Raw genomic sequence first — 25,005 nt, forward strand, 5'->3', positions numbered from 1 at the left:
TGGCTCGGCTTATAGAACCCCATACGGCTCGTATGGGGTTGTTATTATTTCTCCAAAATCGTCCCTTTTCTGAAACGGGCACTTGATGCCATATGTTTCATACCGAAGTAGTAAACTAATGCGGTTGGGATAGTTGCAGTTAAGAATGAGATATCTGCATTGAATAGACCAATTACCGCACCAACAGAGATCGCTAAAATCGCAGCCCAGTTTACACCTTTACGGCTGCCGTTTTCGTCATAGAGTTCCTGAATATCAATTTTACCTTTGTGTAAAATGTAGTAATCCACTAACAATACAGAGAAAATCGGGCCGAAGAATACCGTGTAGGTTAATACGAAAATATCTACACCTTTAGAAGATGCGTCAGAAGTAATTAACCACGGGCAAGTTGCTATTGCCAATAAACCAATGATAATTACAGAGGTTTTATGCTTAATTTTGAATGCATCCATTAAAGCATAAGCCGGTGGCACCACGTTACTTGCCAAGTTTGTCGTCATTTGAGCAAATAAGATAAAGACTAAGGTAATAATTACCAAGAATTTATTATCTGCTGCTTGAGCAAAAGCATTGATTGGGTTCGCAATTCCGGTTGCAGAAGAAATCATTAAACCGATAACGCCCATAAATACCGTTGTTGGTACCATCGCTAAGAAATACACCACACCACGTTTGGCTGTTGAATAGCCTGGTTTTAATTCACGAACATAGTCCCCCACATTTAACATTACCAATACGTTCACACCAAAGAATGCTACGATTGCACTTACAAACGGTAAGCCCCAAGTGCCTTCTTTATTGATCAAGTTTTCTTCAATACGGCCACCGAATTTGGTCATACAAACATAGAACATATAAGCAAGAGAGGCAATAATCACCACCGCACCGATATTTTCTAACCATTTCAAACCGTGGAAACCGGTGGTTGAAATCCAAATTTGTAAGGCTTGGAATAATAAGAAGTAAAGCACTAAGTTATCATAACCAAATAATAAAATAGAGATTTGGTTAATTGCCGAACCACCTAACCAGCTTTGTACGCCATACCATACGATTGCAGGCACACCACGCAACATTGCCGGTAAAATCCCACCTTTTGTACCAAAGGCACTTTTTAGTTGTACCGCATAAGGTACACCGCTTTTATAGCTCATTTGGTCATTTAAACATAAACACACTATCAGCAATAATGAACCTATCAACATTGCGACAAAGGCTTGAGTTAAATTTAAACCTTTCTCCAATTGCCCCGAACCTAGTGCAAATGTACCAATAGAGACACAGCCGCCCAGCCATAAGAAAAGGTAAGACAATAAATCCATTATCCGTTTATTTTCCGGAATGGGTTGTAAGTTGGTTTTTTCAGACATTTTCTGCTCCTGTAATTTGCATTTATATTTATCATAATAAAAATGCGGTCAATTTTTAAACTAATAAAAACTAACCGCATTTAAATTTATCGCTTAACCGGACGAATAAACTCTCCGTAACCCATAGCATCTTGTTTGTACATACCGTTTTCTGCCACTAAACGACCACGGATAAAGGTATGGGTTGCCGCACCTTTCCCTTCTAAACCGTTAAAGCAAGTGACGTGACCTTTGGTAAAGAGTTTCTCTTGCTCCACTTTCCACGGTTTTTCCGGATCGACAATCACGATATCTGCATCGAACCCTATTTCAAATGCCCCTTTACGTCCGTATAAACCGAATAATTTTGCAGGGTTCACACCCATCACTTTCGCAATTAAGCTTGGGCTGAGTTTACGTTGATGCACCACCATATCAAACATCATTGGTAAGAAGAATTGAATACCGTTTAAGCCACCCCACGCTTCCCAAATATCGTGAGTATCGTTATTTTTTTCTTCATCGGCTGCCGGCGAGTGATCGCTACCTACGCAAGAAAGCGTGCCATCAATCACATAATCCCAAAGTTTTTCCATATCTTCACGTTTACGTAACGGTGGCGTACATTTTGCCGGACCACCTTTTTCAAATACAAAATCTTCGGTAAAACCTAAATAGTGTGGGCAAGTTTCGCCCGATACTGGCAAGCCCTCATAAATTGCATCTTTCACTAACTGAGCCACCATTGGGTGTGTTACGTGGCAAATATGCACTCGACCGCCTGTCGCTCTTGACATATCAATCACGTTTTTGGTTGCCACATATTCCACCCACACATCGTGAGCATCTAAAAATTCACGGATTTTTTCTTGATTAGTTAAACCTGTTTTCGCTTTCGCTTCTTTCACACGCTCTTTTACCTGACCAAATTCTTCGCAATGGAAACCTGATAACGCATTAAACGGCTTTAAAATTTCCAACGCTTTACGCACGTTACCTAAGTTTACAGTTGGGAATAAATCACCATTCGGGCAAGTAAAGCCTTTGAAAGCAGCCACACCACAGGCTTCAAGATCAACTAAATCGGCAGAATTACTTTTAATGGAATTTGGACTATCATCATAATCACCGACAATACCGCCCCAAAGAGCAAAGTCGATAAAGGAATGTTTACTTACGTTGGCGTGTTTTAATTTAAAGACGTCTTTATTGATAAGAGAAGGATCATTATTGAGGGGCATATCAATGAGGGTTGTACAACCGGCTGCAACGGCGGCACGAGAACCTGTTTCAAAATCTTCACGATAATCAAAACCTGGTTCGTTTAAGTGTGCGTGGCAGTCAATAATGCCCGGATAAACCAAGTTGCCTTTCGCATCGACCACTTCTTTCGCCTCAACCTCTGTTTCAGGAGCAAAAAAACCGACAAACTTACCGTCTTTTACCGCAACTGTTGCCGGATAAATACGATCAGGCGTAACTAACTTCCCATTTTTAACGATTAAATCATACATAATAGACCTTCTTTTTTATTGACTTTTAACGGTTTGAAAGGAAAATACAAAATATGAAATCGCATTTCGATTTATATTTATACTAATCAATAGCAATGAAAAAGCAATAGGTATTTTACAGAATGAGTATAAAAGAGCAAATAATAAACATTACTATTTCAAAAACAACAAACTATGCTCAAAATACACTAGGTGATTGCCCTATTGCAACCATTCATTCAATGTATAACAAAACCATTAACTTATTAATTAACAAGGAAATTTTCTCTCTGCAACCTATAGAGAGTAAACTCTCTCCCATCAGCTTAATTACGAATCTTACGCAAACGCAATTTCAACAGCTAGGATTAAAACTTAATCAAAACTACCAACTTCATTTAAATTACCAAAATTGTGCAATTTTTTGCACAAAATTGACCGCTTGTAATGCTCATCCAAATGATAAACTCAACATCTGTGCTGAACTTGCTAAACAAATACTGCAAAATTCAGATAAAAAAGGGTTAAATCGCCTACTTCAAGCACAAAATGATGACCTCATATTATCCGCTTTCAAACAATATTTAGCCCAAGCAGAACATTCTTACACAACAAATGATGAGGAAAACATTTGCAATATTTTGACTAAATTAATTGGATTAGGCATTGGGCTTACCCCAAGTGGCGATGATTTTCTCTGCGGCTTGCTTGCCACACTTCAATATTTTAATGCAACGCAAACCTCTTTTTATCAAAAACTCGCACAACAAATTAAACAAAACTTAGCGAACACTAATGCCATTAGCAGCCGATTTTTAGACTGTGCATTGCAACAACAATTTTCTCTCCCTGTACTGACTTTCCTTAAAAATCTTGATACACAAAATATAGAAATAGAAAAATTGAGTGAACTCTTTGAAAATATTGGACATTCTTCGGGAATGGATACACTTTTTGGAGTTTATTATGGGTGTAATTTATTATTAGAGGAAAACTAACATAACTAATTGCAAATTATTGATAAAAATCAACCGCTTGTTTATTATAATAAATAAAATCCCTTTTAATTCATAACAATATGGAGATTTAAATTATGTCTATATATGAAGCTTATTGTGTTCAGCTTAACAGAGTTGTATCCATTACAGAAGCAAGAACTGAATTTTTAAATCTTTATCCTCGCAAAAGATTTCAATTTTTATGTTCAACAGAATCTTGCCGTGCCAAAGGGGTTAAAATTACCGGGGTAAATTATGATCATTTTCCAGATGAAATAAAGCAATCTCCCCATTTCAAATATATAACTAAAAACAATATTGCACACTCAGCAGATTGTCAATGGTGCCAAACAAAAATTGTACCTATTGCAGGAGAAAGTAATGAAGAATATAAACTCAGAAAAGTGCGTAGTAAATTACACGATTTTATAGATGAATTTCAATTACCAGAAGATGATATTGAACAACAAAGCGAGGTAACAAAATCCTCATCAACACATCAATCTAAGGTAAATAACATAATTTCAAATCAACACAACCAGCCCCATAAAAGATATATAAAAACAAATCAATTAATGAGATTAGTTGAAGCATATTTAGATGCAAAAAGAAATTTATCAAAAAAAGATTTTTTCAGCCTACCACTCAAGGTATCCAATTCAAATATAAGCTATCTATACCAATATTTTCGCAGAACAGAGAAAGTTATTCAAATAAAACAAAAATGTGTATGTATTGCTGAAGCAGAATACATTCAGCGTAGTAATACTCAACGCCTTATCTGAGGTTGCTTTTAAGCTGCCTTGGCTTTCAATATTAGCGGCTTTTATCGTAAGGTTATCGTCACTATGTAAAGTTAAACGTCCGCCTTCACCAGTGACTTTTACCGAAGCGAGTTGGTCTAACACCGTGCGGGCAAAATTGCCGTCAGCACTTTGACTTGATGAGAGGGTAGAGCTGATTTCAAGGTTTTTCCCTGCATAAAGGGATAAATCTTTCACCGCTTCAATCTTACCACCTAAGTTAACCAGGTTTTGTTTAGCCGATAAATCCACCGTATCACCCAAAATCGTGCCTCTATTTTCCAGTTCATTACTGTGTAAGCGGGTTAAATCTAAGCCGGCAATCACTCCACTGTTTTGTAGATTATCAACATTACCGATAATTTGATTGGCTGAAATCACTGCACCTCGGGAAGTAATGTCACTATTACGAGCAACCAAATACACTTGTGGCACAAGGGCTGTTACTTTTCGCCCATCAGCCAGTGTGATTTCTTTATTGACCAACCACACCATATCCGTTGTCAGTTCGGACATCTGCTTCGCCGTTAAGCCGATACCTACGCTCAGGTTAAGTTGTTGGGCGTATTTTACCCCGCTATGCATTAACGCTTTATATTGCGCTAAATCATTGGTATAACCTTCAATATAGCGGCGACCAGTCAGTTGATTAATTTGTTCGTTAATTAAACGCTGTTCATAAAATCCGTCGCCCAAGCGTTTATGCACATTGTTATGGTTGTGACGTAGGGCATTGAACATATAATCGCTGCTTAACCAGCGTTTTTTATCGGTGAAATCCGGATCGGTTTCGATCAGAACGTGGCTGTTCGGGCTTGGATTGAGCCGATACTACGTATTTTGCGGAAGGGCAAGCCGGCTGAATGCTGCGGATTTCATATTCCTTGTTTATGGAAATACGATCAAATGAAAAACTACTTACAGTTAATATAAGTGGTAGATTAACTGCTAAAATTTGCAAAATATTTGGCATAATTACCGCTTATAACTTATATTAAATGGCGATAGTATATATGGACGCTAACGCTATTGAGTTCAGATAACAATAATTCTTTCACTTTGAATAACTATACTTCAAATTCTAAATATTCTTGGTATCCTATTATCTTTTCCTTACTACAAAAAATTAACCACAAAACTAAAATATCAATAAAAATGTTTCTCGGTAAAACTAATTTTAGTCCCTTTTCTTCTGGTGCAAATAAAAAATGAAAATATACATTTTCATTTTTAACCTCCACTCCCCAAGAATTTGAAGAAATATCTGCATTGTTTATTGTTATATCTCTTAAAATAGATAATGATGAATCTAAAAATGTAAAATAGTTCATTCCCCCCATAGGATCATTCAAATAACCTGTAAGCGGATTTAATCGATGATTTTCAGCTAACTCACACATTGGATAGAGGTTATTTCTATCATTAAAATAATAAAATAATAATTTCATCATTTAATCCTGTTCTAAACTTGGAAAAGCTGTCACTTTCGGATAAGTATAACCTTCAATTTTTATACCTGATTGAGAAATTCCCATCCACATTCCTTCAACTTTTCTTGCTCTATTTAAAATCTCAACCTGATTATAATAGGCAGAATTAATCTCCACTTTAACTCGATCCGCAGTCCAAGTTTCAGGAAACATAATTGCTTCACCATTATTATTGGATTTTGCAATATATTGATTACTTTCAGCATCAAATAAAGATATTTTGGCAATATACACTCCATTCCTAAATTTATGTAATACTCGATCTACTCGGATATTCCCTAAAGTAGTATGTCCACCAACTGCAACTGTCATTTCATTCCCTCACTTGTATAGTTTTTATTTAATTCCACAACGCTAATAATTTTTCTCGATCAAGTTCTTCAATTTCAAAAGTAACGATTTCTTCATAATTCTCATCCGGTTCACGCTCTAAGAATTCTCTCCATTTTTCAATAACTTTTGTAAAATCAACCCGAGTAATATAATCAATACGTTCAATATTATCAAAATCAAATAATGATCTCATTTCAATAATACTCCCATCTAATAAGTATGCCCCCCAAGATTCTGCCCCTAGATCTTTTTCTATTATTTCAAGATTTTTGAGATTTTCCAAAACATACTCTGACTGTTCAAGATCGGCTTGAGATAAATAAACAGCACATAAGTAACTTATTAGTTCATCACTAAGACTAGAGCAGACTGGTACTAACTTTCTAGGTTTATGTATCTTAAAATCATAATAACTAAATTTTAATTCTATAGTTTTCATATAACATCCCGATTATTGTCCTTTTAAAGGATAAACTGTCACTTTTCCATCTAAAAAGCCTTCAACTTTTACCCCCGATCTTGTTTCTCCACGCCATTGACGTTGTCCATGTGTATTTATAAATTCATATCTATTATCGTAGGCATGCTGAACTTCTACTTTAATTCTATCAGCAGTCCAATTGCTAGGAAACATTGTTGATTCTCCTCTTCCATTTGTTTTTGCTTTATATTCTCCGGTATTAGGATTTAACACTGATATTTTTGCTTGATAAACACCATTGGGATATGTTTCTAAAATTTCATCCACTCGCACATTACCTAACGTAGAATGTCCTCCTGTAATTCTTCTCCCCTTAACTTCCCCGTTAATAATATGCCCATCAAAATCAATCGGTACTGTAACCGTATTAACTCTTTTGCTTGCCTGCTCATTGATATAATGCTCAGAACTTCTATTATTTATAGCTTCATTAAGCTCTTTATTATACTTAGGATTATTCCCTCCCAAATTATTTACATCAGACTTATAATCCATCTGAGGAGATTTCTTAAACAAGCTAACTGCTTTTTGTGCAATTTCTCCTGTTAAAATTATAGTCGGAGCTTGTATTGCTTTCCCTTGAGATTGTAAATATCCCATCAATTCACCAGCCTCTGCCGGATTAGTCTCTAATGCTGAATTGATACGGGCATTTAACTCTTCGAGAGAAATCACTACTTTTTGAACAGTTTCTTTTGGATTACCCAATGCTTCGGCAATCGTTACTATTGTTTCATCAAAGTGTTGAACTGCCTCTACCGTACCTTCGATACCTTCAATTAAGGCTTTCGCTTCACCTTGTTTCAGTCCGTCATAATAAGCTTCGGCTTTTTCTTCATCCCCCTTAAACATTGCCTTTGCAATAGATTTAATACTTTGCTCTCTATCATCTGAAGGATGAATATCACCAAAAGTATTATTCTCCACCGCATTCTTTCCAACTCCTTGTCCGGTTTTTACTGCTTGAGCTGTAGATAACGAACTACCTGAACCAGAGGCTAAACCACTCGCCAACCCAGCCGCTACTTGGCTTAGCTCCGATACCGTCCGTTTTTCCGCTTCCGTCAGGTTTTCAGGCTCTTTGCCGAAGAGGTTTTGAGAGATGATGTTTGCGCCCATTTCACTCGTTACCGCTGCTGCCGCACCAGCTCCAGCTTTGCCGCCTTGCGTGTAAGCCTCTACAGCTCCCCAAAGGGCGTGAGCTATCAGGTTCGCTTCTGTATTCCCCTCTGTTGCTTGTTTGATTCCTGTATTGATATAAGGCGAAACTGCCCCTGCGATTACCCCCGCTGTTGGGCTACCGCCTAAGGCTAAGCCTACTGCATTGGTAACTGCATCCACCCCTTGTCGGTAAACTCCACCTGTTTCCCATTTCTCCGCTTCTTGTTCTAGCTCTCTCGCTTTGGTTGTATTGCCTGCGGCTTTCGCCTGTTCAGCCTCTGCTCGTTTGCTTTCAGCGTGAGTGGCAACTTTTTCATTGATGGTAGAAACCGTTGTGGTTTGGAAATCGCTTAGGGCTTTTACTTGATAATCTAGCTCGCTTTGTAGCTTAGTTTTATCAAAGTTATTCTCAAGTTTGCCTGAACGGCTTTCGGCTGTTTCAGTTGTGATGTCAGTTTTAACTTCTTGCTTAATTTGAGTAGTCGTTTTACCTGTTTTCTCTAGTTGAGCTTGCTCGTCTCGAATAATCAGGTTTTGGGTGTTAATGCCTGAATACGTTGTACCTGCTTGGCTGTCTTGGTCTTTGCCATAACCAATCGTATTACTTAGGCTGTGGGTTGGGTTGCCTTCTTTATCTACTTTCTGACCGTTCCAACCACCTTTATAATCGCCTGCTGTACTTACACCTACCGCACTGCCCTTATGGCTGGATTGGTTTTCAATATGGCTATAACTCAGTGTCCCTGTGCTAAATTGGTTTTTACCTTCACTTTCCGCTTTGTCCGTTGAAGTTACCAATACACCTTTTACATCTGTGCGGTTGGCAACTCTTATAAAAGCAAGGCTATTTTCATTAAAAATAATAGCTAAATTTAATATTAGAATTTGTAAAAGGTTAAGCATTATTAAATTCTTATGATTAAAATCACATTAATAACATATATACTATTTCATATAACAAGCGGTCAAATTTCTTAAAAGTTTTACAATTTATTGCAAAAAATTTGAGAGAATCTAACCGCTTCTTACTTATTATTTAATTCCTTATCCCCAAGGCTTTGCATCTGCTTTACTATATTTCGAACGCCATGATACACACTTAGGATTATCCCATCTTGTTCTGCTTTCACAAACAGGACCACCTTTCAAATACCATCCTTTTTTCTCTAAACATAAGCTAGGTTCTATATCATTACTATAACCTGATACTGGATCCATTCCACAAGATCTCATATCCTCCTTACGTACTGTTAGATAGGCAGAGATAAAGTTGTTATCAGTAGCTGCAGGCAATCTATGATTTTCACTAGAACGCAAATTCCAAACATAATTTTGTCGTTCTGGTTTCTCTTTACACCATCCACTTAATGAAGCACATTTATAGTAATCATTTGGAAAGATTGTAGCTAACAGACATCCACTGAGAAGCAATGGGCTTAGCAAAATAAAAAATTTTTTCATAGTTTCATTCCTTACTTTTTATTAATACCATCGGAGGTATACGCAGATGAGTTACCCCCACGGCTTCGCATTGGGTTTACTATGTTTTGCACGCCATTTAATACATTCTGGCTCATTCCATACATCTTTTTCCTCACACACCGGACCCTGTTCTAGATACCATCCTTTTTTTTCCATACACAAATTAACTTTAAGTTTATCGCTTTCGCCTAATACAGGATCCATACCACAAGATCTCATGTCATTCTCACGATGAGTTAATAATTCAAAAAAGCTACCTTCTTGTGAAGGCGGATATAATTTTATTGAGTCATGAAGACGCCATTTGTAATACGGCTGAGGTGGTTTAAATCCACCGAATGAGCATCCAATCAGACAGAAAACACCAACAATAATACTAAATATTTTCATCACTATTTCTCCTTTTATTTACCGTTTTGATTTCTATTTAAATCATAAATTGTTTGTTCTTTATTCATCATTAAATCTCCTTTTTGTCGGTATCCATCTTTGATACATTGTACCTGACCTAGACCATAGCAATTATGCATAGATGAGTTATCTCCGAACATATCAATCATTCGTTGTATTACTCCTCTATTTTCGTGGTTATCATTCATTGTGGATGGGTTTCCGCCCAATACAATAGGCAAGCTACCGACAGGATCTAATTTATGATTTTCAATACGAATAGAACCCGCTTTATTCGCCTCATTTCTTGAAGAGCCTGTTTGTAATTGGCTTAATGTATTATCCGAATTGGTTACATTCGCTGCTGGACCAACCATTTTAACCTTTGTATCAGAGAGCAATTTAGCCTCACGATTTTCTTTGTTATTCAATGCACTCAATGCATTAGCAACGGTTAAAGTACCACGACTATGTGAGCCAATAAACAGATTATCTTTACCATACTTAGTCATAATATCTTTTGCTTGTAAACTGGAATTATCCATTCCCAATAAGTTACCAAAAGAACCTTCAAACATTTTTTCATAACCTGCAACTAATAATTCAGAAACAGAATTATTTGCCTGTGGGTGATGAATAAAATAGACATCTTTATGAATAGGGCTGTCTATGTTTCCTGATTTACTTTCTTTAGCCACATAGTTTTGCCACGCAAATTTAGCTGCTGCATTTTCGTCATTAAAAATACCGTTGAATGCCACCACATACCTTGTTTCCGATTTACCTGTCAGCGGATCAGTATAGGTGACTTTTTGTAAGTTGTTACGTTCTTGATCGGAGACCTCTCTTAATTGATAGATATTGCGACCTTTATCTATTTGCTCGTCTAAATATTCTTTGCGTTCCACTCCTTTTTTATCAGCTTCTTTATGTATGTCATCAAGTAATTTAGGGTCTTCAATAGGGTTCCCCATTTCATCAACTTCCGCAGTCATCATTCTATGTTCAGCAATAAACATCGTCCGACAAGCTTCATCAGTGAACCCTGCCATATTAGAAAAGAATTGTCGTTTAATAGATGAATCTGTTTCCACTTCTTTTCTCAATGATTGATAATCAGGTTTATCTAAATGATTTTTTTGCTCTACTGTTGATTTTGTAATGCGGTTAAGATTTTCTTGCCCTTCTACATCCCGAATATTAAATATTCCATCACTAATCACAGATGAAGTAATACTAGACGCACTTTCCGATCTCTTCGTATTGCTTACTAAATTAACCGCCCCAATTTTCGCTAATGCATAAAAATCAGCACTATGCACATCATTCTCCCCTAATCCAAATTTAATTGGGCTACTGTTAGCCTGATTAGGATTTGCCTGCTCAAAGGTTTCTCCATTTCTTTTCCTTTCTTCACGGTAAATATCATTTTTCTCTTTGTCTTCCTTAGATTTCTGGTCTCTACCAACTGAGAATCCCATACCAAAACCATTGGAGCTGGCTTTAGCATTTGAATGGTTTTCTATATCTGTAAAGCTGAATGTACGAGCTGACAACTGGTTTTTATCTTTCTCTGCTGTAGAAAGAATAGCCCCACCTGTAAGTTGGACTTTATTTTCAATATCTAAACCATACCCCTCATCCCCCGCAAATATCCCTGCCTGTTGCTTCACGCTTGCATAATTCGCGTTCATTTTGGAGTTGCTATAACCCACACTGCCCGAAGCTCCGTAGCCGACGGTGAGTTGCCCTTGTACGCTCTCTTGTTTTCCCTTATAGCTCATTGTGTCTTGTAGGCTTTGAATGTTGAGGTCTTTTGCTTTCACTTCAACCCGTTTGCCCTGTACCTGTGAGCCGATAATGTTCGCAGTATTACCGCTGTCAATCTCGGTTTTGCTCAATTGACTACCCACTCGGCTACCTACCCAAGCTCGACTTTCACCATTGCCATAACCTTTTGAGGTGTTTCCTCCTGCCGTTACCCCTAGCGTTGGACTACCTGCTCCACCAAACTGAACAGCAACACCTGCATTAAAGCCACCGGATTTGTTTTGACTTCGCTCTAAGTGGTTTTCATCTATCGCAAGTATATTTACATCTCCTTCTGAAGACAGTTTTGTCCCACCTTTGCCTCCTACATCGGAACCGATAACAGTAAGTACAGAATCTTTTCCTGCACCCTCTGTTCTAATACTCACTTTTCCACCTGCATTCACTTGGCTTTTCTCCACGTTATTGCCTTGCCGGTGTTCTCTCTGCGTGCTTTTTTGACTACCGTAACTAACGGATAAGCCTATATCTTGACTCATCGCTTGCATCGGGTTTTCGCTTATCGCTTCCGCTAGTTTACCCACCTGCTCCGCCGTTCTCCACCCCTCAACACCAGCATTCACCGCTCCTAACGCATTAATACGGTCGTTTTTACTGCTACCCACCGATTTTGCAGAATTTACGCTTTTTTCGACCGCTTGTATCGCATTCGTTACCAGTGAACTCACCGCAAACGTGAACCCTTTCTGTTGTACCGTACGTTTATAGTTGCTTTCATAATCGGAACGAGCCGCCGTTACTGTCGCTGTTTTAGCCAAAATATCAACATCGCCATCTCTCGAAGTTACCACACTCCCCGTTTGTTGGTAATGGTTGCCTGCATAAATAGCGGTGTCGCCACTTAAACTCCCTACCTGGCTGCGTGCCGCACTTTGTTGCCTGCGGTCTTGCTCTACCTGCTCTTTCTTAGACCCTATCGTAAAACCAAAACCACTACCCAGTAAGCCCGATTTTTTACTCATACTCAGTTCGTCTTGGTAATGCGTATTCACATCAGATACAATAGATACATCATTCTTACCATAAATAGTCAATGCTTCATCGCCCACCACCGAGGAGCTCTTAACCACAACATCGCCTGATGACGAAACTACTTTTACCGTTCGTCCGTCTATATTACTGCCCACCGCTTCACTGATATCGTGTTCGTAACGGTGGACTGACGTCGTTTTACTGAGTAGCCCTCGACCGGTTGATTTTCGACCCGTTTCTAATGTTTCTTCCGCTCTGCCTGCCTCAATTCGCACATCGCCTTTGCGTGAGCCTAATAACACTTCCTCTGATTCACTGCTGATATCCGATTGACGAACTGTGAGGTTGTTGCCACTCACCGCTCTAATCCCCCCTTTCGCAGAAATGACATTCCCCACTTCAGCACTTTGGTCTAAGCGGTAGTAGTTATCGGTATCTTCGGATGGTGCGAGCGTCCTCGCTCGTACCAAACAAGCGGTTGATTTACCGCTAAAATTTGCAAAATATTCAACATAATTAACCGCTTGTAAATTATATTAAATAGCCCTATCGGGGGGATGTAAACTCAACCCGACCTACAGCTTATATTATCAATGAATCCTTCTGCTCCATATGTAATATACACTTAAAAAAAATGAAAGAATCAATTGACTTATAAAGTATCTTAATTCAGGCAATTTAAACTTCCAGCTATCATATAAAATAAAATGTAGAACCATGCCAATTACAGACAGACTTAGTAAGCCAATACTGAGACCACAAAAGAAAGATAGGTAAACATAAATAAAAGTAACAGCTCTATTCTTTCTCATTTTTATTTCCTTCTGCTGGTAACAAATACACTTCTAGCATTTTAGAGGATGAATTATCCAATGCATTTCCAGTAACAGAAGGAATATAGCTAGGCTTAAATGGCTCAGACATGCTATAAACTTCAGCTTTTCCACTTTCGCTCGGGAGAATTTCAATATTTGCCTCAACAGTAGGCACACGTTTTAAATTTTCCAGAGATTGTTCAATATCTCGAATATTCAACATATCGCCTGAAGCAAAGGTTAATCCGGTGAAAGCGTGTAATGGGGTAAAACGTGGAATATTGCCATTATCAACCACTATCGTATTACGTACTTTACCTTTAATCACGGTTAGCATTAATTTACCTGAGCGTAAATCTTGCTCTTCAACCACAACTCGAGTAGTTACATAACCTTTGCCGATAATTTCATTTTGAACTTGTTTCATTAAAATGCCTAAACCTTCGCCACCGAAACAATGCGGTAAGCTCAATTTGAGACTTTTAGCTGCTTTATCAAATGCCCATTGGAATTGGCTCACTGGAGAACTGGAGAAATAATCGGTTAAAGTGATTTGATGGATGGGATAGCAAGGATATTCTTGGTTAGAAAGAGTGAGTTTTTCAGAAATGCGAGTGTCAAGCCGCACATCCGGTTTTGTATTTAATTTTTCAGCTTGATGTTGTTGATATTGTTGTTGGCGTTGTTGCTCTGCAACATCAATTTTTTGTTGAGTAGAATCCGGTTTCTCTGCATAAGACACAACAGAAAATCCCACTACACCCAAACTAAATACAAGGTTTTGATAACTTTTCATAAAGTCATAACAAATTGTGAATTCAATTTCGAAAGTTTATAAAATTTACTTTATATTTGCAAATGAGAATTATCGGGGTAGATTTGAGCAATAGTATAGTTAGAAAACTATTTAGGTAATAGGATATTTGGAAATGGTGCCAGTGGTCGGACTCGAACCGACACGCTTTATGGGCGGCGGATTTTGAATCCGCTGCGTCTACCGATTTCGCCACACTGGCTTAAATTTTGCGAGATTATAGAAAAATATGACCGCTTGTGCAAGCGTAAAAAACACCTTTAAAATCGGTTGATTTAAAATTCAGCATTCAAGTCATCTTTACAAAAATAGTTATGCACATCATCTGTGGATAAGTAAGTGTACAACCCTGTTTATAAATATTTAACCTACTGATTTTCATATAATTAATTTTCAAAATAGATGGCGTTCAAAAATTCCCCTACAAAAAATCCACTACTTGACTTCTTATTTTTCCTGTTTTTAGCTGTGTAATGATCATCTCTCCAGGCTTGATATCACTGCTTGAAGTGAGCATTTTTCCCGCCTCTGTTTGCGTAATTGAGTAACCACGAGTGAGAATTTTCAATGGGCTTAGCCCTTCCAATTTAGTACAAAGTTCTTGGAAATGTTGTTGCTCTTTGAGCATCGTTTTTTCCATTGCATAATTCAAGCGTTGAGAAAATTTTGCCAGTACCGTTTGTTGTTGATTAACTGCGTAAGGTAGCGGATTTCGCTCAAAACGCTGAATCACATTTTTCCACTGTTGCTGTTTTTTGTTTAGTTTTTGCATTATTTGCCAGTGTAGTCTTTGTTCGATTTGAGCTAATCGCTGGCTTTGACGTTCTATCTGCTTTTGTGGGTGCTGATTGATTAAACGTAAATTGAGTTCTTTCGTTTGCTGTGTTTTCTCTGAGAGCAATTTATAAACCGCCTGTTCAAGCCTATATTCAATATAGTCAAATTGTTGTTGGCGTGCTTGAATATGCTTCATTGGGTGTTGAGCATTTAGGCGTAAATGAAGTTGTTGGAAGCGAGTCATTTTGGCTGTCCAAAGTCGGTCAAAGGCTAAATTGACTTTATCAAATTGGTGTTGTAATTGGCGTTTTAGCTCGTTTTGATCACGACTTACCAATTCCGCCGCTGCTGAAGGGGTTGGAGCTCGCAAGTCAGCAACAAAATCAGCAATAGTTACATCTGTCTCGTGTCCTACTGCACTGATGATCGGAATGTTGGAATGATAAATGGCATAAGCAACGGCTTCTTCGTTAAAACACCATAAATCCTCTAACGAACCACCGCCCCGTCCAACAATCAGCACATCACATTCATTACGGCAATTGGCAAGTTCTATTGTATTGACAATATCTTGTGTGGCTTCCTTACCTTGAACTAACGTTGGGTAAATCACCACTTCTAGGCTTGGATCTCGGCGTTGTAAAATATGGAGAATATCTTGCAACGCAGCTCCGCTTGATGAAGTAATAACTCCAACCTTTTTTACAAATTGTGGAATAGGTTTCTTATGTTCTTGAGCAAATAAACCTTGAGCCGCTAATTTTGTTTTAAGCTGCTCAAACTGTTGCTGTAATAGTCCTTCCCCTGCTAATTGCATACTTTCAAGAATGATCTGGTAATCGCCTCTTGGTTCATACAGAGTTACACTTGCTCTTACCAGCACTTGCATACCATTTTGCGGACGAAAATTTACTCTCGCATTTTTCATCTTAAACATTGCTGCACGTACTTGGGCTTTATCATCTTTTAAGGTGAGATACCAATGCCCTGAAACCGGTTGGCTGAAATTAGAAATTTCGCCGGTCAGCCAAACTTGGTTGAGTTCCATTTCAAGCAAATGACGGACAGAATAGTTAAGTTGGGTAACAGTTAAAATATTGCTCATAATCCAAAAAAATTTTAGGGAAGATGACTTCAGTGTAGCGAGAAATAAGAAAGAGAGGAAGTATTTAATGGAAACAAGCGGTGGATTTTCACTTATTTTTTGCAAAAGAAAAGCCCTTGATAAAATCAAGGGCTGAAAATTTGGTTGCGGGGGCTGGATTTGAACCAACGACCTTCGGGTTATGAGCCCGACGAGCTACCAAGCTGCTCCACCCCGCGTCTGATGGGTACATAATATATCAATTTGTCATAATGACAAGCGAAATTATAAAAAATCACTCTAAGTGATTTAATTTAAAACAGAAATAGTATAAAAATCCGTTTATTGATTTAAATATAAACAAGCCATATTCTTGTTTTATTTTAATAGCATTTTTGCTATGCTTCATTTTTCACATTTTATTAACGATGAAAGGATTTTCGATGAATTGGAAAGCATATAAAAAGTCAATTGCTTCGACAACTGTAGCTTTAGTTGCCGGTATTTTAGTGGGTTGTTCTTCCACACCAAGTAAAAAAAGTGGTTCAACCTCTTATGATGCCGATAAAGCAAAATTTGGGGCGAAATATAACGGTCGTCAGTTTATGCCTTATGGTACGCATTTTCAAAGCGGTCGTTTAAGTTTAAATGCTACCCCTGTTAATCAGAACGATTTTTTACAACAGCTTTCTAATGTTCGCACTTATAGCAGCTTAGCCAATATCCATTCGTTAGCTTATGGTAAAGTGAGCCGTTGGATTTCATCGGGGGCAAATATTAATGATCTGGCGAAATATGGTATTAGTACACGTTTAATGCGTGGCGAAGATGGTTATCAAAATGTATTAATGACAGGTTATTACTCGCCTGTAATTAAAGCTCGTCGCACTCCACAAGGGCAATATCAGCACCCAATTTATGCAATGCCATCGAATAAGCGTTTTTCTCGAGCTGAAATTTATGCAGGAGCATTGCAAGGTCAAGGCTTAGAATTAGCTTATAGTAATTCAATGCTTGATAACTTCCTGTTAGGGGTTCAAGGTAGTGGCTATGTTGATTTTGGCGATGGTCGTTTAAATTATTTCGCTTATGCAGGACAAAATGGGTTCAAATATGCAAGCGTTGGGCGTTTATTAGTGGAAGATGGCGAAATTCCGAAAGAGAAAATGTCAGTTCAAGCTATTCGTGAGTGGGGAGCTCGTAATCCTAGCCGCGTTCAGGGCTTGCTAGAGCGTAATCCATCTTATGTATTCTTCCAAAATGATCCTTACGGCAAAGTGAAAGGCTCAGCAGGTGTGCCGTTAGTGCCATTAGCTTCTGTTGCATCAGATCGCAGCATTGTGCCTTCCGGTAGTGTGTTATTGGTTGAAATGCCACTGATTGATAATAACGGAAATTGGACAGGCAAACACGAAATGCGTTTAATGGTTGCCCTTGATGTGGGAGGTGCGGTGAAAGGTCATCACTTCGATTTATATCAAGGTATTGGCGATAAAGCAGGACACGTTGCAGGCTTAATGAAGCACTACGGTCGTGTTTGGGTACTAAACTAATTTAAGTTGGTAGTATGTTAAAAAAAGCATTAATAGTTCTCTTATTTAGTTCATCTTTTGCATTTGCAAATAATTTGGAAAATTCGATCGCTTACAATGAGCCGAAATACAAAATTTCCGAACTGGACGTAAAAATTTTAATTCGTCAGCTAAATAATATTGAGCAATGTATTTATCCTGATCTAGCTAAATCTGATTATCAGAAAATTTATGATAATTGGAATGTAGCTGAACATTTAACGATGCAATATTTTGAGCAAAGGGTGTTAAATGACTTATTGGGGCGAGAAAATTTTCTTACTATGCAAAATGACAAAGCATCAATGGAATATTTTCATCAGCAACATAATAGGTTCAATCACCAAAAGGCAAATGTAGATCAAGAAAAATGTGATGCTTTTAAACCTACTTATCAAGAAATGCATCAGCGTATGCAAAATGCTTTAGCAGAACAGAAGAAAAAGCAATAGCAAAAAACTCGCAGTTTTAGCTGCGAGTTTTCTTTTTAGCTTTCGTTATGAATTTCTAAGTTTGTGGCTTGCTTTGCCGCTTTTGCCTTAGCTTTATCATTGCGGGATTTCGCAATGGCATCTAAATAACATTTATCAATATCGCCTGTGATATATTCACCGGTAAAGACCGAATCATCGAAGTTGTGAATATTTGGATTTTCTATTTGAATTGATTTATAAAGTGCATCTAAATCTTGGAAAATCAGTTTATCTACACCAATCATATCCGCGACTTCTTCTACTGAGCGGTCATAAGCAACCAATTCTTCACAGGTCGGCATATCAATACCATAAACATTTGGATAACGAATTTCCGGTGCAGCTGAGGCAAAATAAACACGTTTTGCACCAGCAGCTCTTGCCATTTCCACAATCTGCTCAGAAGTTGTGCCTCGCACAATAGAATCATCAACTAATAGTACACTTTTGCCTTTAAATTCTGAGGCAATCGCATTCAGCTTACGGCGAACCGAGCTTTTACGCTGAGCTTGCCCAGGCATAATAAAGGTACGAGCCACATAGCGGTTTTTCACAAAACCTTGACGATAAGGTTTGTACAATACGTTAGCAATACGCACGGCAATATCGTTTGAGGTTTCCGGAATCGGAATAACGACATCAATATCATCAACAATACGCCCCCATTCACGTTTGATCTTCTCACCGAGTAATTCGCCCATATGCACACGAGCTGCATAAACAGAAACACCATCAATAACAGAGTCGGGGCGAGCGAAGTAAACGTATTCAAAAATACAAGGGTTGAGTTTCGGATTATCCGCACAAATTTGGGAATGTAATTCGCCCTCAAAGGTAATATAGATAGCTTCTCCCGGTAATACATCTCGTACAAACTCAAAACCCACCACATCTAGTGCAACACTTTCTGAAGCAAACATATATTCTGTTTTGCCTTCAACTTCACGCTTGCCTAAAACTAGCGGGCGGATACCGAACGGATCACGAAATGCCACCATACCGTGCCCGATAATCATTGCGATACAAGCATAAGCTCCACGAATGCTATCATTGGTTTTGCGTACTGTTTCAAAAATATTCTCCGGGCTTAAATGCCGGGTAGAATACAGATCGAGAAAATAAGCAAAAATATTAAGAAGAGATTCTGAATCTGAATTGGTATTAACGTGGCGACGAGCTTCGTTAAATAAACGCTCTTTTAACTCCGCGTTATTCGTTAAGTTACCATTATGTACAAGCGTAATCCCAAACGGTGAATTTACATAGAAAGGTTGAGCCTCTGATACACTTGAACTCCCAGCCGTTGGATAACGAACGTGTCCAATCCCCACATTGCCTTGTAAGCGTAGCATATGTTCTTGCTGGAACACATCACTCACTAAACCGTTCGCTTTGCGTAAGCGGAAACGATTTTCGTCGTCTATGGTAACGATACCTGCGGCATCTTGTCCTCGGTGTTGTAATAATGTTAAGCCATCATAAATCGCCTGATTGACAGGTGAGTTCCCAATAATACCGACAATGCCGCACATATAGAAAAACCTCTTTATTTAGTCGAGTTTAGAAAAGTAGAATTTGTTTGTAACTGTTCAAAGAACCATTTCACAATAAAGTCAAAATGTGGAATTAATAATGATGATTTCCATAATTCCGTTTGGCTTGCTTGCGTGAAAGTATCTAAGAAAAATAAAATTGCCGAAACAATTAGAATGCCGCGTAACGCTCCAAAAGCACCGCCTAAAATGCGGTCGGTAATAGACAAACCGCTTAAATCAATCACCTTGCCTAATAAACCGTTAATTACGCCACATACAATTAACGTTAAAATAAATAAAATGGCTGCTGCTAAACCATTGCGTAAAAATTCTGAATTTTGCAGATAAACTGAATTTATCTGAGTAAAATAACCACTTAGATAAGGGTAAAATGAACTTGCTACAAAAAAAGCAATTACCCAACCAAGGAGCGATAACGCCTCATTCGTAAACCCTCGCCATAAACTTACCAGTACAGAAAACGCAATGATCCCGATAATAATTAAATCAACCATAAAAACCCTTAAAAGCTTAAAGCTCTCCTATTTTACAAAAAAAGAAAACGTTTGCGTAGCCCTATTTTGCTAAAAATTACTCATCTACACAAATTAACAAGCGGTAAGATTTTTTGAAAATTTTGCAGATTGCAAATTTTTCGTAACAAACGCTTTGCGTTTGAACGTTGGCTTTGCCAACGGCTCCGAAGGAGCGAGCGTAGCGAGTAAATATAACCGCTTGTAAAAATACTTATTCTACAACATAGCCGACATCATCTAAAGTCGGATTGTTTGCCCCATTTTTTGCCAGCTCATCACAAATTTCATTTTCACGATGACCTGAATGCCCCTTCACCCACGCCCACTCAATTTGATGGTGTTGAATTTCTTTATCTAATGCAATCCACAAATCTTTATTTTTAACGGGTTTCTTATCACTGGTTTTCCAGTCGTTTTTCTTCCAGTTAAAAATCCATTTCTGAATGCCGTTTTTCATATATTGGCTATCGCTATTCAATTGGACTTTGCAAGGCTCTTTTAGCATTGACAATGCTTCAATCACTGCACGCAATTCCATTCGGTTATTGGTGGTTTGAAAATAACCTTTGCTGACAGTTTTCTCGTGCCCATTATAGCGAAGCAGAATGCCAATTCCCCCTTTGCCGGGGTTCCCCAAACACGAACCATCTGTAAAAATTTCAACTAATTTCATCATATTCACTTTACAAACAAAAGCCCCAAAGCATTAACTTTGGGGCAGCTTTTGTTAGATTCTAAAAGTTATCAGAATTTGGATCAACTTATTATTTTTTGCCTAGTTGCGGAATCACACTGTTGTTCGCTGATAATAAGCCTGCATCGGTGTAAACCGCTAATTTACCGCGAGTGTCTACAATGTCTAAGTTACGCATTGTTAATTGACCGATACGATCCGCCGGTGTGAACGGTGCATCTTCCACTTTTTCCATACTTAAACGTTCTGCTTCGTAGGTTAAGTTTGGTGATTCTGTGTTTAGAATCGTGAAGTCGTTACCACGACGTAGCTCAAGCGTTACTGTACCGGTAATCGCTTTCGCTACCCAACGTTGAGCCGTTTCACGTAGCATTAACGCTTGTGGATCAAACCAACGACCTTGATATAATAAACGACCTAAGCGTAAACCGTTAATGCGGTATTGTTCAATCGTATCTTCGTTGTGAATACCCGTAACTAAACGCTCGTAGGCAATGTGTAATAACGCCATTCCCGGAGCTTCGTAAATACCACGAGATTTCGCTTCGATGATACGGTTTTCGATTTGGTCTGACATTCCTAAACCGTGGCGACCACCAATGCGGTTCGCTTCCATAATTAATTCCACCGCATCATCAATACGTTTACCGTTTAATGCAACAGGCACACCTTCTTCAAAGGTTACTGAAACGGTTTCCGGTTTGATTTCAACCGATTCGTCCCAAAACGCCACGCCCATAATCGGTTTTACAATCTTCATACCTGTGCTTAATTCTTCCAGATCTTTCGCTTCGTGGGTTGCACCTAGCATATTTGAGTCGGTTGAGTAGGCTTTTTCAACTGACATTTTGTAATCAAAACCGTTTTCGATTAAGAATTTTGACATCTCTAAACGACCGCCAAGCTCATCAATGAAAAGTTGATCTAACCACGGTTTATAGATTTTTAATTTTGGGTTAGTTAATAAGCCATAGCGGTAGAAACGCTCAATATCATTACCTTTAAAAGTTGAACCATCGCCCCAAATGTTTACATCATCTTCTTTCATTGCGGCTACAAGCATTGTACCGGTTACCGCACGACCTAGAGGTGTAGTATTGAAATAAGGAATACCGCCTGTTGAAATATGGAACGCACCGCATTGAATTGCCGCAATCCCCTCGTGGGCTAATTGCTGACGGCAGTCGATTAAACGAGCATTCTCCGCACCATATTCCATTGCTTTTTTCGGAATTGCGTTGTAATCATCTTCATCCGGCTGACCTAAATTTGCGGTATAGGCATAAGGCACTGCCCCTTTTTTACGCATCCATAAAAGTGCTGCTGAGGTATCTAAACCGCCTGAAAATGCGATACCGACTTTCTGACCTAAAGGTAAAGCTTCTAAAATTGTTGCTGACATACGAATTCCTATAAATTTTGAAAGTAAAAAACAATTAAACGCAAACGCTTGCGTATGCATTCAAGGAAAATATTCTAGCTGAAAAGCGTTAAAAATTCATCTAAAATTTACTGACCCGAATTGCAAAGTTTTCGGTAGAATTTGACCGCTTACCCAAATACTTTAAATGAGCTAGATGTAAATTTTAAATAGAGATATACAATGAAAAAACTACTTGTGATCCGAAATGATAAAATCGGCGATTTTATGGTCTGCTTTCCCGCTTTTGCGATGTTGAAGCAATCATTACCCGAGGTGGAAATTACCGCACTTGTGCCAAGCTATACCGCTCCACTTGCAGAACTTTGCCCTTCTATTGATAAGGTCATTATTGATACGCCAAACAAGAAAGATAAAAATGAGTTTAACCGTATTTTACAAGCGGTTAAAAATGAACAATTTGATGCGGTAATTTGTTTTGTATCGGATTGGTACAATGCAAAGCTAACTTGGAAAAGCGGTATTAAATATCGCCTAGCTCCGGCAACAAAGTTATTTCAATTTCTCTATAACCATCGTTTAACCCAACGTCGCTCTCAATCGGCAAAAGCAGAATCGGAATATAATTTGGATTTAGCCCGTGCGTTTTTAGTCAAACATCACGTTAAAATTGTAGAGCCTAGCACACCTTATTTAGCGTTTGATGAGAAAACTGTCCAAATACAAAAAGCAAAATTATGTGAGCTGCTGAATATTACTCCCGATAAAAAGTGGCTGTTTGTGCATAGTTCAACAGGTGGTTCTGCGAATAATTTATCTCTTGAGCAATATGCGGATTTGATTCAAGGCATTGTGGCAGAATTTGACTGTTATGTGATTTTGACGGCAGGAAAAGACGAAAGTGAAAAAGCAAACGCCTTAGCTGAAAAAGTAAATCATAAAAATGTAGTAGTGTATGACAAAAACGAAGGGCTGCAAGATTTTTCACGCTCGCTTGCCTGTGCTGATTTGTTTATCGCCGGCTCAACCGGTCCATTACATATTAGCGGAGCATTGAATATTCCAACGATTGGATTTTATCCAAGCCGGCTTTCTGCGATTCCTCGCCGTTGGAAACCGATTAATGATGCCGATAAACATATTGCATTCTGCCCGCCATCTGACAAAGCATCACAGATGAATTTAACCTTAATATCAATTTCTAATTCATTAGAAACTATTATTCCGTTTATCAGGAAAATCTGGGTATAAATAAATCCCCTCTTTAATTCTTCGCTAAAGAGGGACATTTCTTAAAAATCAACTTATTTTCTTGTGCGATTCCATAAATCCGCATATTTTACAAAGGTAGAATGTGCGGAAAGTACGGCTAATAAAAAGCCCTGTTTTCCATCTAAAAAACCGGCTTTTAAGAAATACATTTTTACAAAACAGCCAATAGCGTGTGTTACGCCATCAAACAATGAAGCGGTTTTTCCTGCGTTCGCTCGCTGAATTGCCCACGCTTTAGCATAACTTGCAGATTTTACTAAATAGTGATGAATATCTTTGTAGGTAAAATGCAATAAATCGCCTTGTAGCTTCTTGACGATTGCTTCTTTTGGATAATGGACTTTTTCGTGAACTAATTCATCACCATACTTTGCAAAATCTGTTCTATATAACCTCACCACATAATCCGGATACCAGCCTGAATGGCGAATTTGCTTGCCAAATACTTCGCTTAGGCGGCTGATTTTATAAACGGCATTTTTTTCGTCTTTTTTGACCGCTTGTAAAATTGAGTGTTTTAGTTCTTCGGTTACTCGCTCATCTGCATCAAGCCAAAGTACATAATCGCTTGTTACATATTGTTGAGCAAGCTGGCGTTGTTTGCCAAAACCTTGCCAATCAGTATTGGTGTAAAATTTGGCGTGATACTCTGCGGCAATTTGTGGTGTTTCATCTGTACTGCCGCTATCTAAAATTATAATTTCATCAACCCAGCCTTTCACTGTTTCTAAACAGGCTGCTAAATCTTGGGCTTCGTTTTTTACAATCATTGCAACACTTAATGTTGGCATAGTCTGTCCTTTTTCTTACTTTCTGCAATTCATTCATTTTACTTTAAAAATGAGTGTTTTTGTGCTATTTTCTACGCCGAATTTTATTTTACAAACAAATGAACGGATACAAGAATGTCAATTAAATTAACAACCAAACAAAAGCAATATTTAAAAGGTTTAGCACACCATTTAAGCCCTGTTGTAATGCTAGGCGGTAACGGCTTAACCGAAGGTGTTTTAGCTGAAATCGACAACGCATTAAACCACCACGAGCTGATTAAAGTGAAAGTGGCAGGTGCAGATCGTGAAACGAAGCAACTGATCATTGATGCGATTTTGCGTGAAACTAAGGCATCTGAAGTACAAACCATCGGGCATATTTTGGTTCTTTACCGCCAAAGTGAAGAGAAAAAAATCACTTTACCGAAAGCCACTAAAGCTATCTAAATTTGCAAAATTTTTCACAAATATAACCGCTTGTATTTTTCAAGCGGT

Annotated in this window: 22 protein-coding genes, 2 tRNA genes and 1 pseudogene; 6 read left to right on the forward strand and 19 right to left on the reverse strand. The window is 38.2% G+C overall.

Annotation, left to right across the window (positions count from 1 at the left end; all coding sequences use genetic code 11):
• Nucleotides 1–44: 44 nt before the first annotated feature.
• Both V6W77_RS03625 and allB read right to left on the reverse strand, forming a co-directional pair.
• Nucleotides 45–1,373, reverse strand: coding sequence for an NCS1 family transporter (locus V6W77_RS03625; protein ID WP_334253816.1), 1,329 nt, complete (start codon nucleotides 1,371–1,373; stop codon nucleotides 45–47).
• Between the two features lie 86 nt (nucleotides 1,374–1,459).
• On the reverse strand, nucleotides 1,460–2,866 hold the full coding sequence (gene allB / locus V6W77_RS03630; RefSeq protein WP_334253817.1) for an allantoinase AllB: 1,407 nt from the start codon (nucleotides 2,864–2,866) through the stop codon (nucleotides 1,460–1,462).
• Between the two features lie 122 nt (nucleotides 2,867–2,988).
• Here allB and V6W77_RS03635 point away from each other — a divergent pair, with 122 nt between their 5' ends.
• Both V6W77_RS03635 and V6W77_RS03640 read left to right on the forward strand, forming a co-directional pair.
• A complete protein-coding gene (locus tag V6W77_RS03635) occupies nucleotides 2,989–3,843 on the forward strand; it encodes an oxamate carbamoyltransferase subunit AllH family protein (RefSeq protein WP_334253818.1) in 855 nt (284 codons plus the stop codon).
• A 95-nt stretch (nucleotides 3,844–3,938) separates the two neighbouring features.
• A complete protein-coding gene (locus tag V6W77_RS03640) occupies nucleotides 3,939–4,628 on the forward strand; it encodes a hypothetical protein (protein WP_334253819.1) in 690 nt (229 codons plus the stop codon).
• Here V6W77_RS03640 and V6W77_RS03645 read toward each other — a convergent pair.
• The 12 genes and pseudogenes from V6W77_RS03645 to V6W77_RS03700 all read right to left on the reverse strand — a co-directional run bounded on the left by V6W77_RS03645 (nucleotide 4,518) and on the right by V6W77_RS03700 (nucleotide 16,514).
• Nucleotides 4,518–5,387 carry a hypothetical protein gene (locus tag V6W77_RS03645; protein ID WP_428981770.1) on the reverse strand — a complete coding sequence of 290 codons (870 nt, stop codon included), beginning with the start codon at nucleotides 5,385–5,387 and terminating at the stop codon, nucleotides 4,518–4,520. The genes V6W77_RS03640 and V6W77_RS03645 overlap by 111 nt on opposite strands.
• A 326-nt stretch (nucleotides 5,388–5,713) precedes the next feature.
• A complete protein-coding gene (locus V6W77_RS03650; protein WP_334253820.1) occupies nucleotides 5,714–6,097 on the reverse strand; it encodes a DUF5376 family protein in 384 nt (127 codons plus the stop codon).
• Nucleotides 6,098–6,448 carry an EndoU domain-containing protein gene (locus tag V6W77_RS03655; RefSeq protein ID WP_138316854.1) on the reverse strand — a complete coding sequence of 117 codons (351 nt, stop codon included), beginning with the start codon at nucleotides 6,446–6,448 and terminating at the stop codon, nucleotides 6,098–6,100.
• Nucleotides 6,449–6,476: 28 nt separating this feature from the next.
• Nucleotides 6,477–6,908, reverse strand: coding sequence for a DUF5376 family protein (locus V6W77_RS03660; RefSeq protein WP_138316853.1), 432 nt, complete (start codon nucleotides 6,906–6,908; stop codon nucleotides 6,477–6,479).
• A gap of 12 nt (nucleotides 6,909–6,920) precedes the next feature.
• Nucleotides 6,921–9,014, reverse strand: a complete 2,094-nt coding sequence (locus V6W77_RS03665; protein ID WP_334253821.1) for an EndoU domain-containing protein — start codon at nucleotides 9,012–9,014, stop codon at nucleotides 6,921–6,923.
• A 141-nt stretch (nucleotides 9,015–9,155) separates the two neighbouring features.
• Nucleotides 9,156–9,572, reverse strand: coding sequence for a hypothetical protein (locus V6W77_RS03670; protein ID WP_334253822.1), 417 nt, complete (start codon nucleotides 9,570–9,572; stop codon nucleotides 9,156–9,158).
• 51 nt (nucleotides 9,573–9,623) lie between these two features.
• The gene (locus V6W77_RS03675; protein ID WP_064318009.1) at nucleotides 9,624–9,983 is read right to left on the reverse strand and encodes a hypothetical protein; all 360 of its coding nucleotides are present in this window, start codon (nucleotides 9,981–9,983) and stop codon (nucleotides 9,624–9,626) included.
• A gap of 14 nt (nucleotides 9,984–9,997) precedes the next feature.
• Nucleotides 9,998–13,255 (reverse strand): hemagglutinin repeat-containing protein, encoded by a 3,258-nt coding sequence (locus V6W77_RS03680; protein ID WP_334253823.1) that lies wholly within the window; start codon nucleotides 13,253–13,255, stop codon nucleotides 9,998–10,000.
• A gap of 436 nt (nucleotides 13,256–13,691) precedes the next feature.
• Nucleotides 13,692–14,396 (reverse strand): annotated as a pseudogene (locus V6W77_RS03685) (POTRA domain-containing protein); the annotation flags it as partial.
• A gap of 134 nt (nucleotides 14,397–14,530) precedes the next feature.
• A tRNA-Leu gene (locus V6W77_RS03690) sits at nucleotides 14,531–14,616 on the reverse strand.
• A 219-nt stretch (nucleotides 14,617–14,835) separates the two neighbouring features.
• Nucleotides 14,836–16,296: an exodeoxyribonuclease VII large subunit gene (xseA, locus tag V6W77_RS03695; RefSeq protein ID WP_334253824.1), complete on the reverse strand. Its 1,461-nt coding sequence runs from the start codon at nucleotides 16,294–16,296 to the stop codon at nucleotides 14,836–14,838.
• Nucleotides 16,297–16,437: 141 nt separating this feature from the next.
• Nucleotides 16,438–16,514 (reverse strand) — tRNA-Met (locus V6W77_RS03700).
• 204 nt (nucleotides 16,515–16,718) lie between these two features.
• Here V6W77_RS03700 and mltA point away from each other — a divergent pair.
• Entirely contained in the window at nucleotides 16,719–17,828 is a 1,110-nt protein-coding gene (mltA, locus tag V6W77_RS03705; protein ID WP_334253825.1) for a murein transglycosylase A, read from the forward strand.
• A 14-nt stretch (nucleotides 17,829–17,842) separates the two neighbouring features.
• Nucleotides 17,843–18,298 (forward strand): DUF5358 family protein, encoded by a 456-nt coding sequence (locus tag V6W77_RS03710; protein ID WP_334253826.1) that lies wholly within the window; start codon nucleotides 17,843–17,845, stop codon nucleotides 18,296–18,298.
• A 35-nt stretch (nucleotides 18,299–18,333) separates the two neighbouring features.
• Here V6W77_RS03710 and purF read toward each other — a convergent pair whose 3' ends face one another.
• The 4 genes from purF to argG all read right to left on the reverse strand — a co-directional run bounded on the left by purF (nucleotide 18,334) and on the right by argG (nucleotide 22,486).
• Nucleotides 18,334–19,851 (reverse strand): amidophosphoribosyltransferase, encoded by a 1,518-nt coding sequence (gene purF / locus V6W77_RS03715; RefSeq protein ID WP_334229427.1) that lies wholly within the window; start codon nucleotides 19,849–19,851, stop codon nucleotides 18,334–18,336.
• Between the two features lie 14 nt (nucleotides 19,852–19,865).
• A complete protein-coding gene (locus V6W77_RS03720) occupies nucleotides 19,866–20,369 on the reverse strand; it encodes a CvpA family protein (protein WP_025235794.1) in 504 nt (167 codons plus the stop codon).
• Between the two features lie 232 nt (nucleotides 20,370–20,601).
• A complete protein-coding gene (gene rnhA / locus V6W77_RS03725; protein ID WP_334253880.1) occupies nucleotides 20,602–21,063 on the reverse strand; it encodes a ribonuclease HI in 462 nt (153 codons plus the stop codon).
• A gap of 91 nt (nucleotides 21,064–21,154) precedes the next feature.
• Nucleotides 21,155–22,486: an argininosuccinate synthase gene (gene argG / locus V6W77_RS03730; RefSeq protein ID WP_025235792.1), complete on the reverse strand. Its 1,332-nt coding sequence runs from the start codon at nucleotides 22,484–22,486 to the stop codon at nucleotides 21,155–21,157.
• Between the two features lie 201 nt (nucleotides 22,487–22,687).
• On the opposite strand from argG, the gene V6W77_RS03735 reads away from it, so the two are divergent.
• Nucleotides 22,688–23,716 (forward strand): glycosyltransferase family 9 protein, encoded by a 1,029-nt coding sequence (locus V6W77_RS03735; protein ID WP_334253827.1) that lies wholly within the window; start codon nucleotides 22,688–22,690, stop codon nucleotides 23,714–23,716.
• 53 nt (nucleotides 23,717–23,769) lie between these two features.
• Here V6W77_RS03735 and V6W77_RS03740 read toward each other — a convergent pair whose 3' ends face one another.
• Entirely contained in the window at nucleotides 23,770–24,528 is a 759-nt protein-coding gene (locus V6W77_RS03740; protein ID WP_334233102.1) for a glycosyltransferase family 2 protein, read from the reverse strand.
• 114 nt (nucleotides 24,529–24,642) lie between these two features.
• On the opposite strand from V6W77_RS03740, the gene yhbY reads away from it, so the two are divergent.
• Entirely contained in the window at nucleotides 24,643–24,957 is a 315-nt protein-coding gene (gene yhbY, locus V6W77_RS03745; RefSeq protein WP_081732099.1) for a ribosome assembly RNA-binding protein YhbY, read from the forward strand.
• The last annotated feature ends 48 nt before the right edge of the window (nucleotides 24,958–25,005 follow it).

It is taken from the genome of Mannheimia indoligenes (assembly GCF_036880405.1).
Lineage (GTDB): Bacteria > Pseudomonadota > Gammaproteobacteria > Enterobacterales > Pasteurellaceae > Mannheimia > Mannheimia indoligenes.

Coding starts and splice junctions, on each gene's coding strand:
- V6W77_RS03735 (WP_334253827.1), top strand. CDS start 22,688: ATGAAAAAACTACTTGTGATCCGAAATGATAAAATCGGCGATTTTATG.
- purF (WP_334229427.1), bottom strand. CDS start 19,851: ATGTGCGGCATTGTCGGTATTATTGGGAACTCACCTGTCAATCAGGCG.
- V6W77_RS03640 (WP_334253819.1), top strand. CDS start 3,939: ATGTCTATATATGAAGCTTATTGTGTTCAGCTTAACAGAGTTGTATCC.
- argG (WP_025235792.1), bottom strand. CDS start 22,486: ATGTCAGCAACAATTTTAGAAGCTTTACCTTTAGGTCAGAAAGTCGGT.
- V6W77_RS03650 (WP_334253820.1), bottom strand. CDS start 6,097: ATGATGAAATTATTATTTTATTATTTTAATGATAGAAATAACCTCTAT.
- yhbY (WP_081732099.1), top strand. CDS start 24,643: ATGTCAATTAAATTAACAACCAAACAAAAGCAATATTTAAAAGGTTTA.
- V6W77_RS03625 (WP_334253816.1), bottom strand. CDS start 1,373: ATGTCTGAAAAAACCAACTTACAACCCATTCCGGAAAATAAACGGATA.
- V6W77_RS03740 (WP_334233102.1), bottom strand. CDS start 24,528: ATGCCAACATTAAGTGTTGCAATGATTGTAAAAAACGAAGCCCAAGAT.
- V6W77_RS03635 (WP_334253818.1), top strand. CDS start 2,989: ATGAGTATAAAAGAGCAAATAATAAACATTACTATTTCAAAAACAACA.
- V6W77_RS03665 (WP_334253821.1), bottom strand. CDS start 9,014: ATGCTTAACCTTTTACAAATTCTAATATTAAATTTAGCTATTATTTTT.
- V6W77_RS03720 (WP_025235794.1), bottom strand. CDS start 20,369: ATGGTTGATTTAATTATTATCGGGATCATTGCGTTTTCTGTACTGGTA.
- V6W77_RS03670 (WP_334253822.1), bottom strand. CDS start 9,572: ATGAAAAAATTTTTTATTTTGCTAAGCCCATTGCTTCTCAGTGGATGT.
- V6W77_RS03655 (WP_138316854.1), bottom strand. CDS start 6,448: ATGACAGTTGCAGTTGGTGGACATACTACTTTAGGGAATATCCGAGTA.
- V6W77_RS03645 (WP_428981770.1), bottom strand. CDS start 5,387: ATGTTCAATGCCCTACGTCACAACCATAACAATGTGCATAAACGCTTG.
- V6W77_RS03710 (WP_334253826.1), top strand. CDS start 17,843: ATGTTAAAAAAAGCATTAATAGTTCTCTTATTTAGTTCATCTTTTGCA.
- mltA (WP_334253825.1), top strand. CDS start 16,719: ATGAATTGGAAAGCATATAAAAAGTCAATTGCTTCGACAACTGTAGCT.
- rnhA (WP_334253880.1), bottom strand. CDS start 21,063: ATGAAATTAGTTGAAATTTTTACAGATGGTTCGTGTTTGGGGAACCCC.
- allB (WP_334253817.1), bottom strand. CDS start 2,866: ATGTATGATTTAATCGTTAAAAATGGGAAGTTAGTTACGCCTGATCGT.
- xseA (WP_334253824.1), bottom strand. CDS start 16,296: ATGAGCAATATTTTAACTGTTACCCAACTTAACTATTCTGTCCGTCAT.
- V6W77_RS03675 (WP_064318009.1), bottom strand. CDS start 9,983: ATGAAAATATTTAGTATTATTGTTGGTGTTTTCTGTCTGATTGGATGC.
- V6W77_RS03660 (WP_138316853.1), bottom strand. CDS start 6,908: ATGAAAACTATAGAATTAAAATTTAGTTATTATGATTTTAAGATACAT.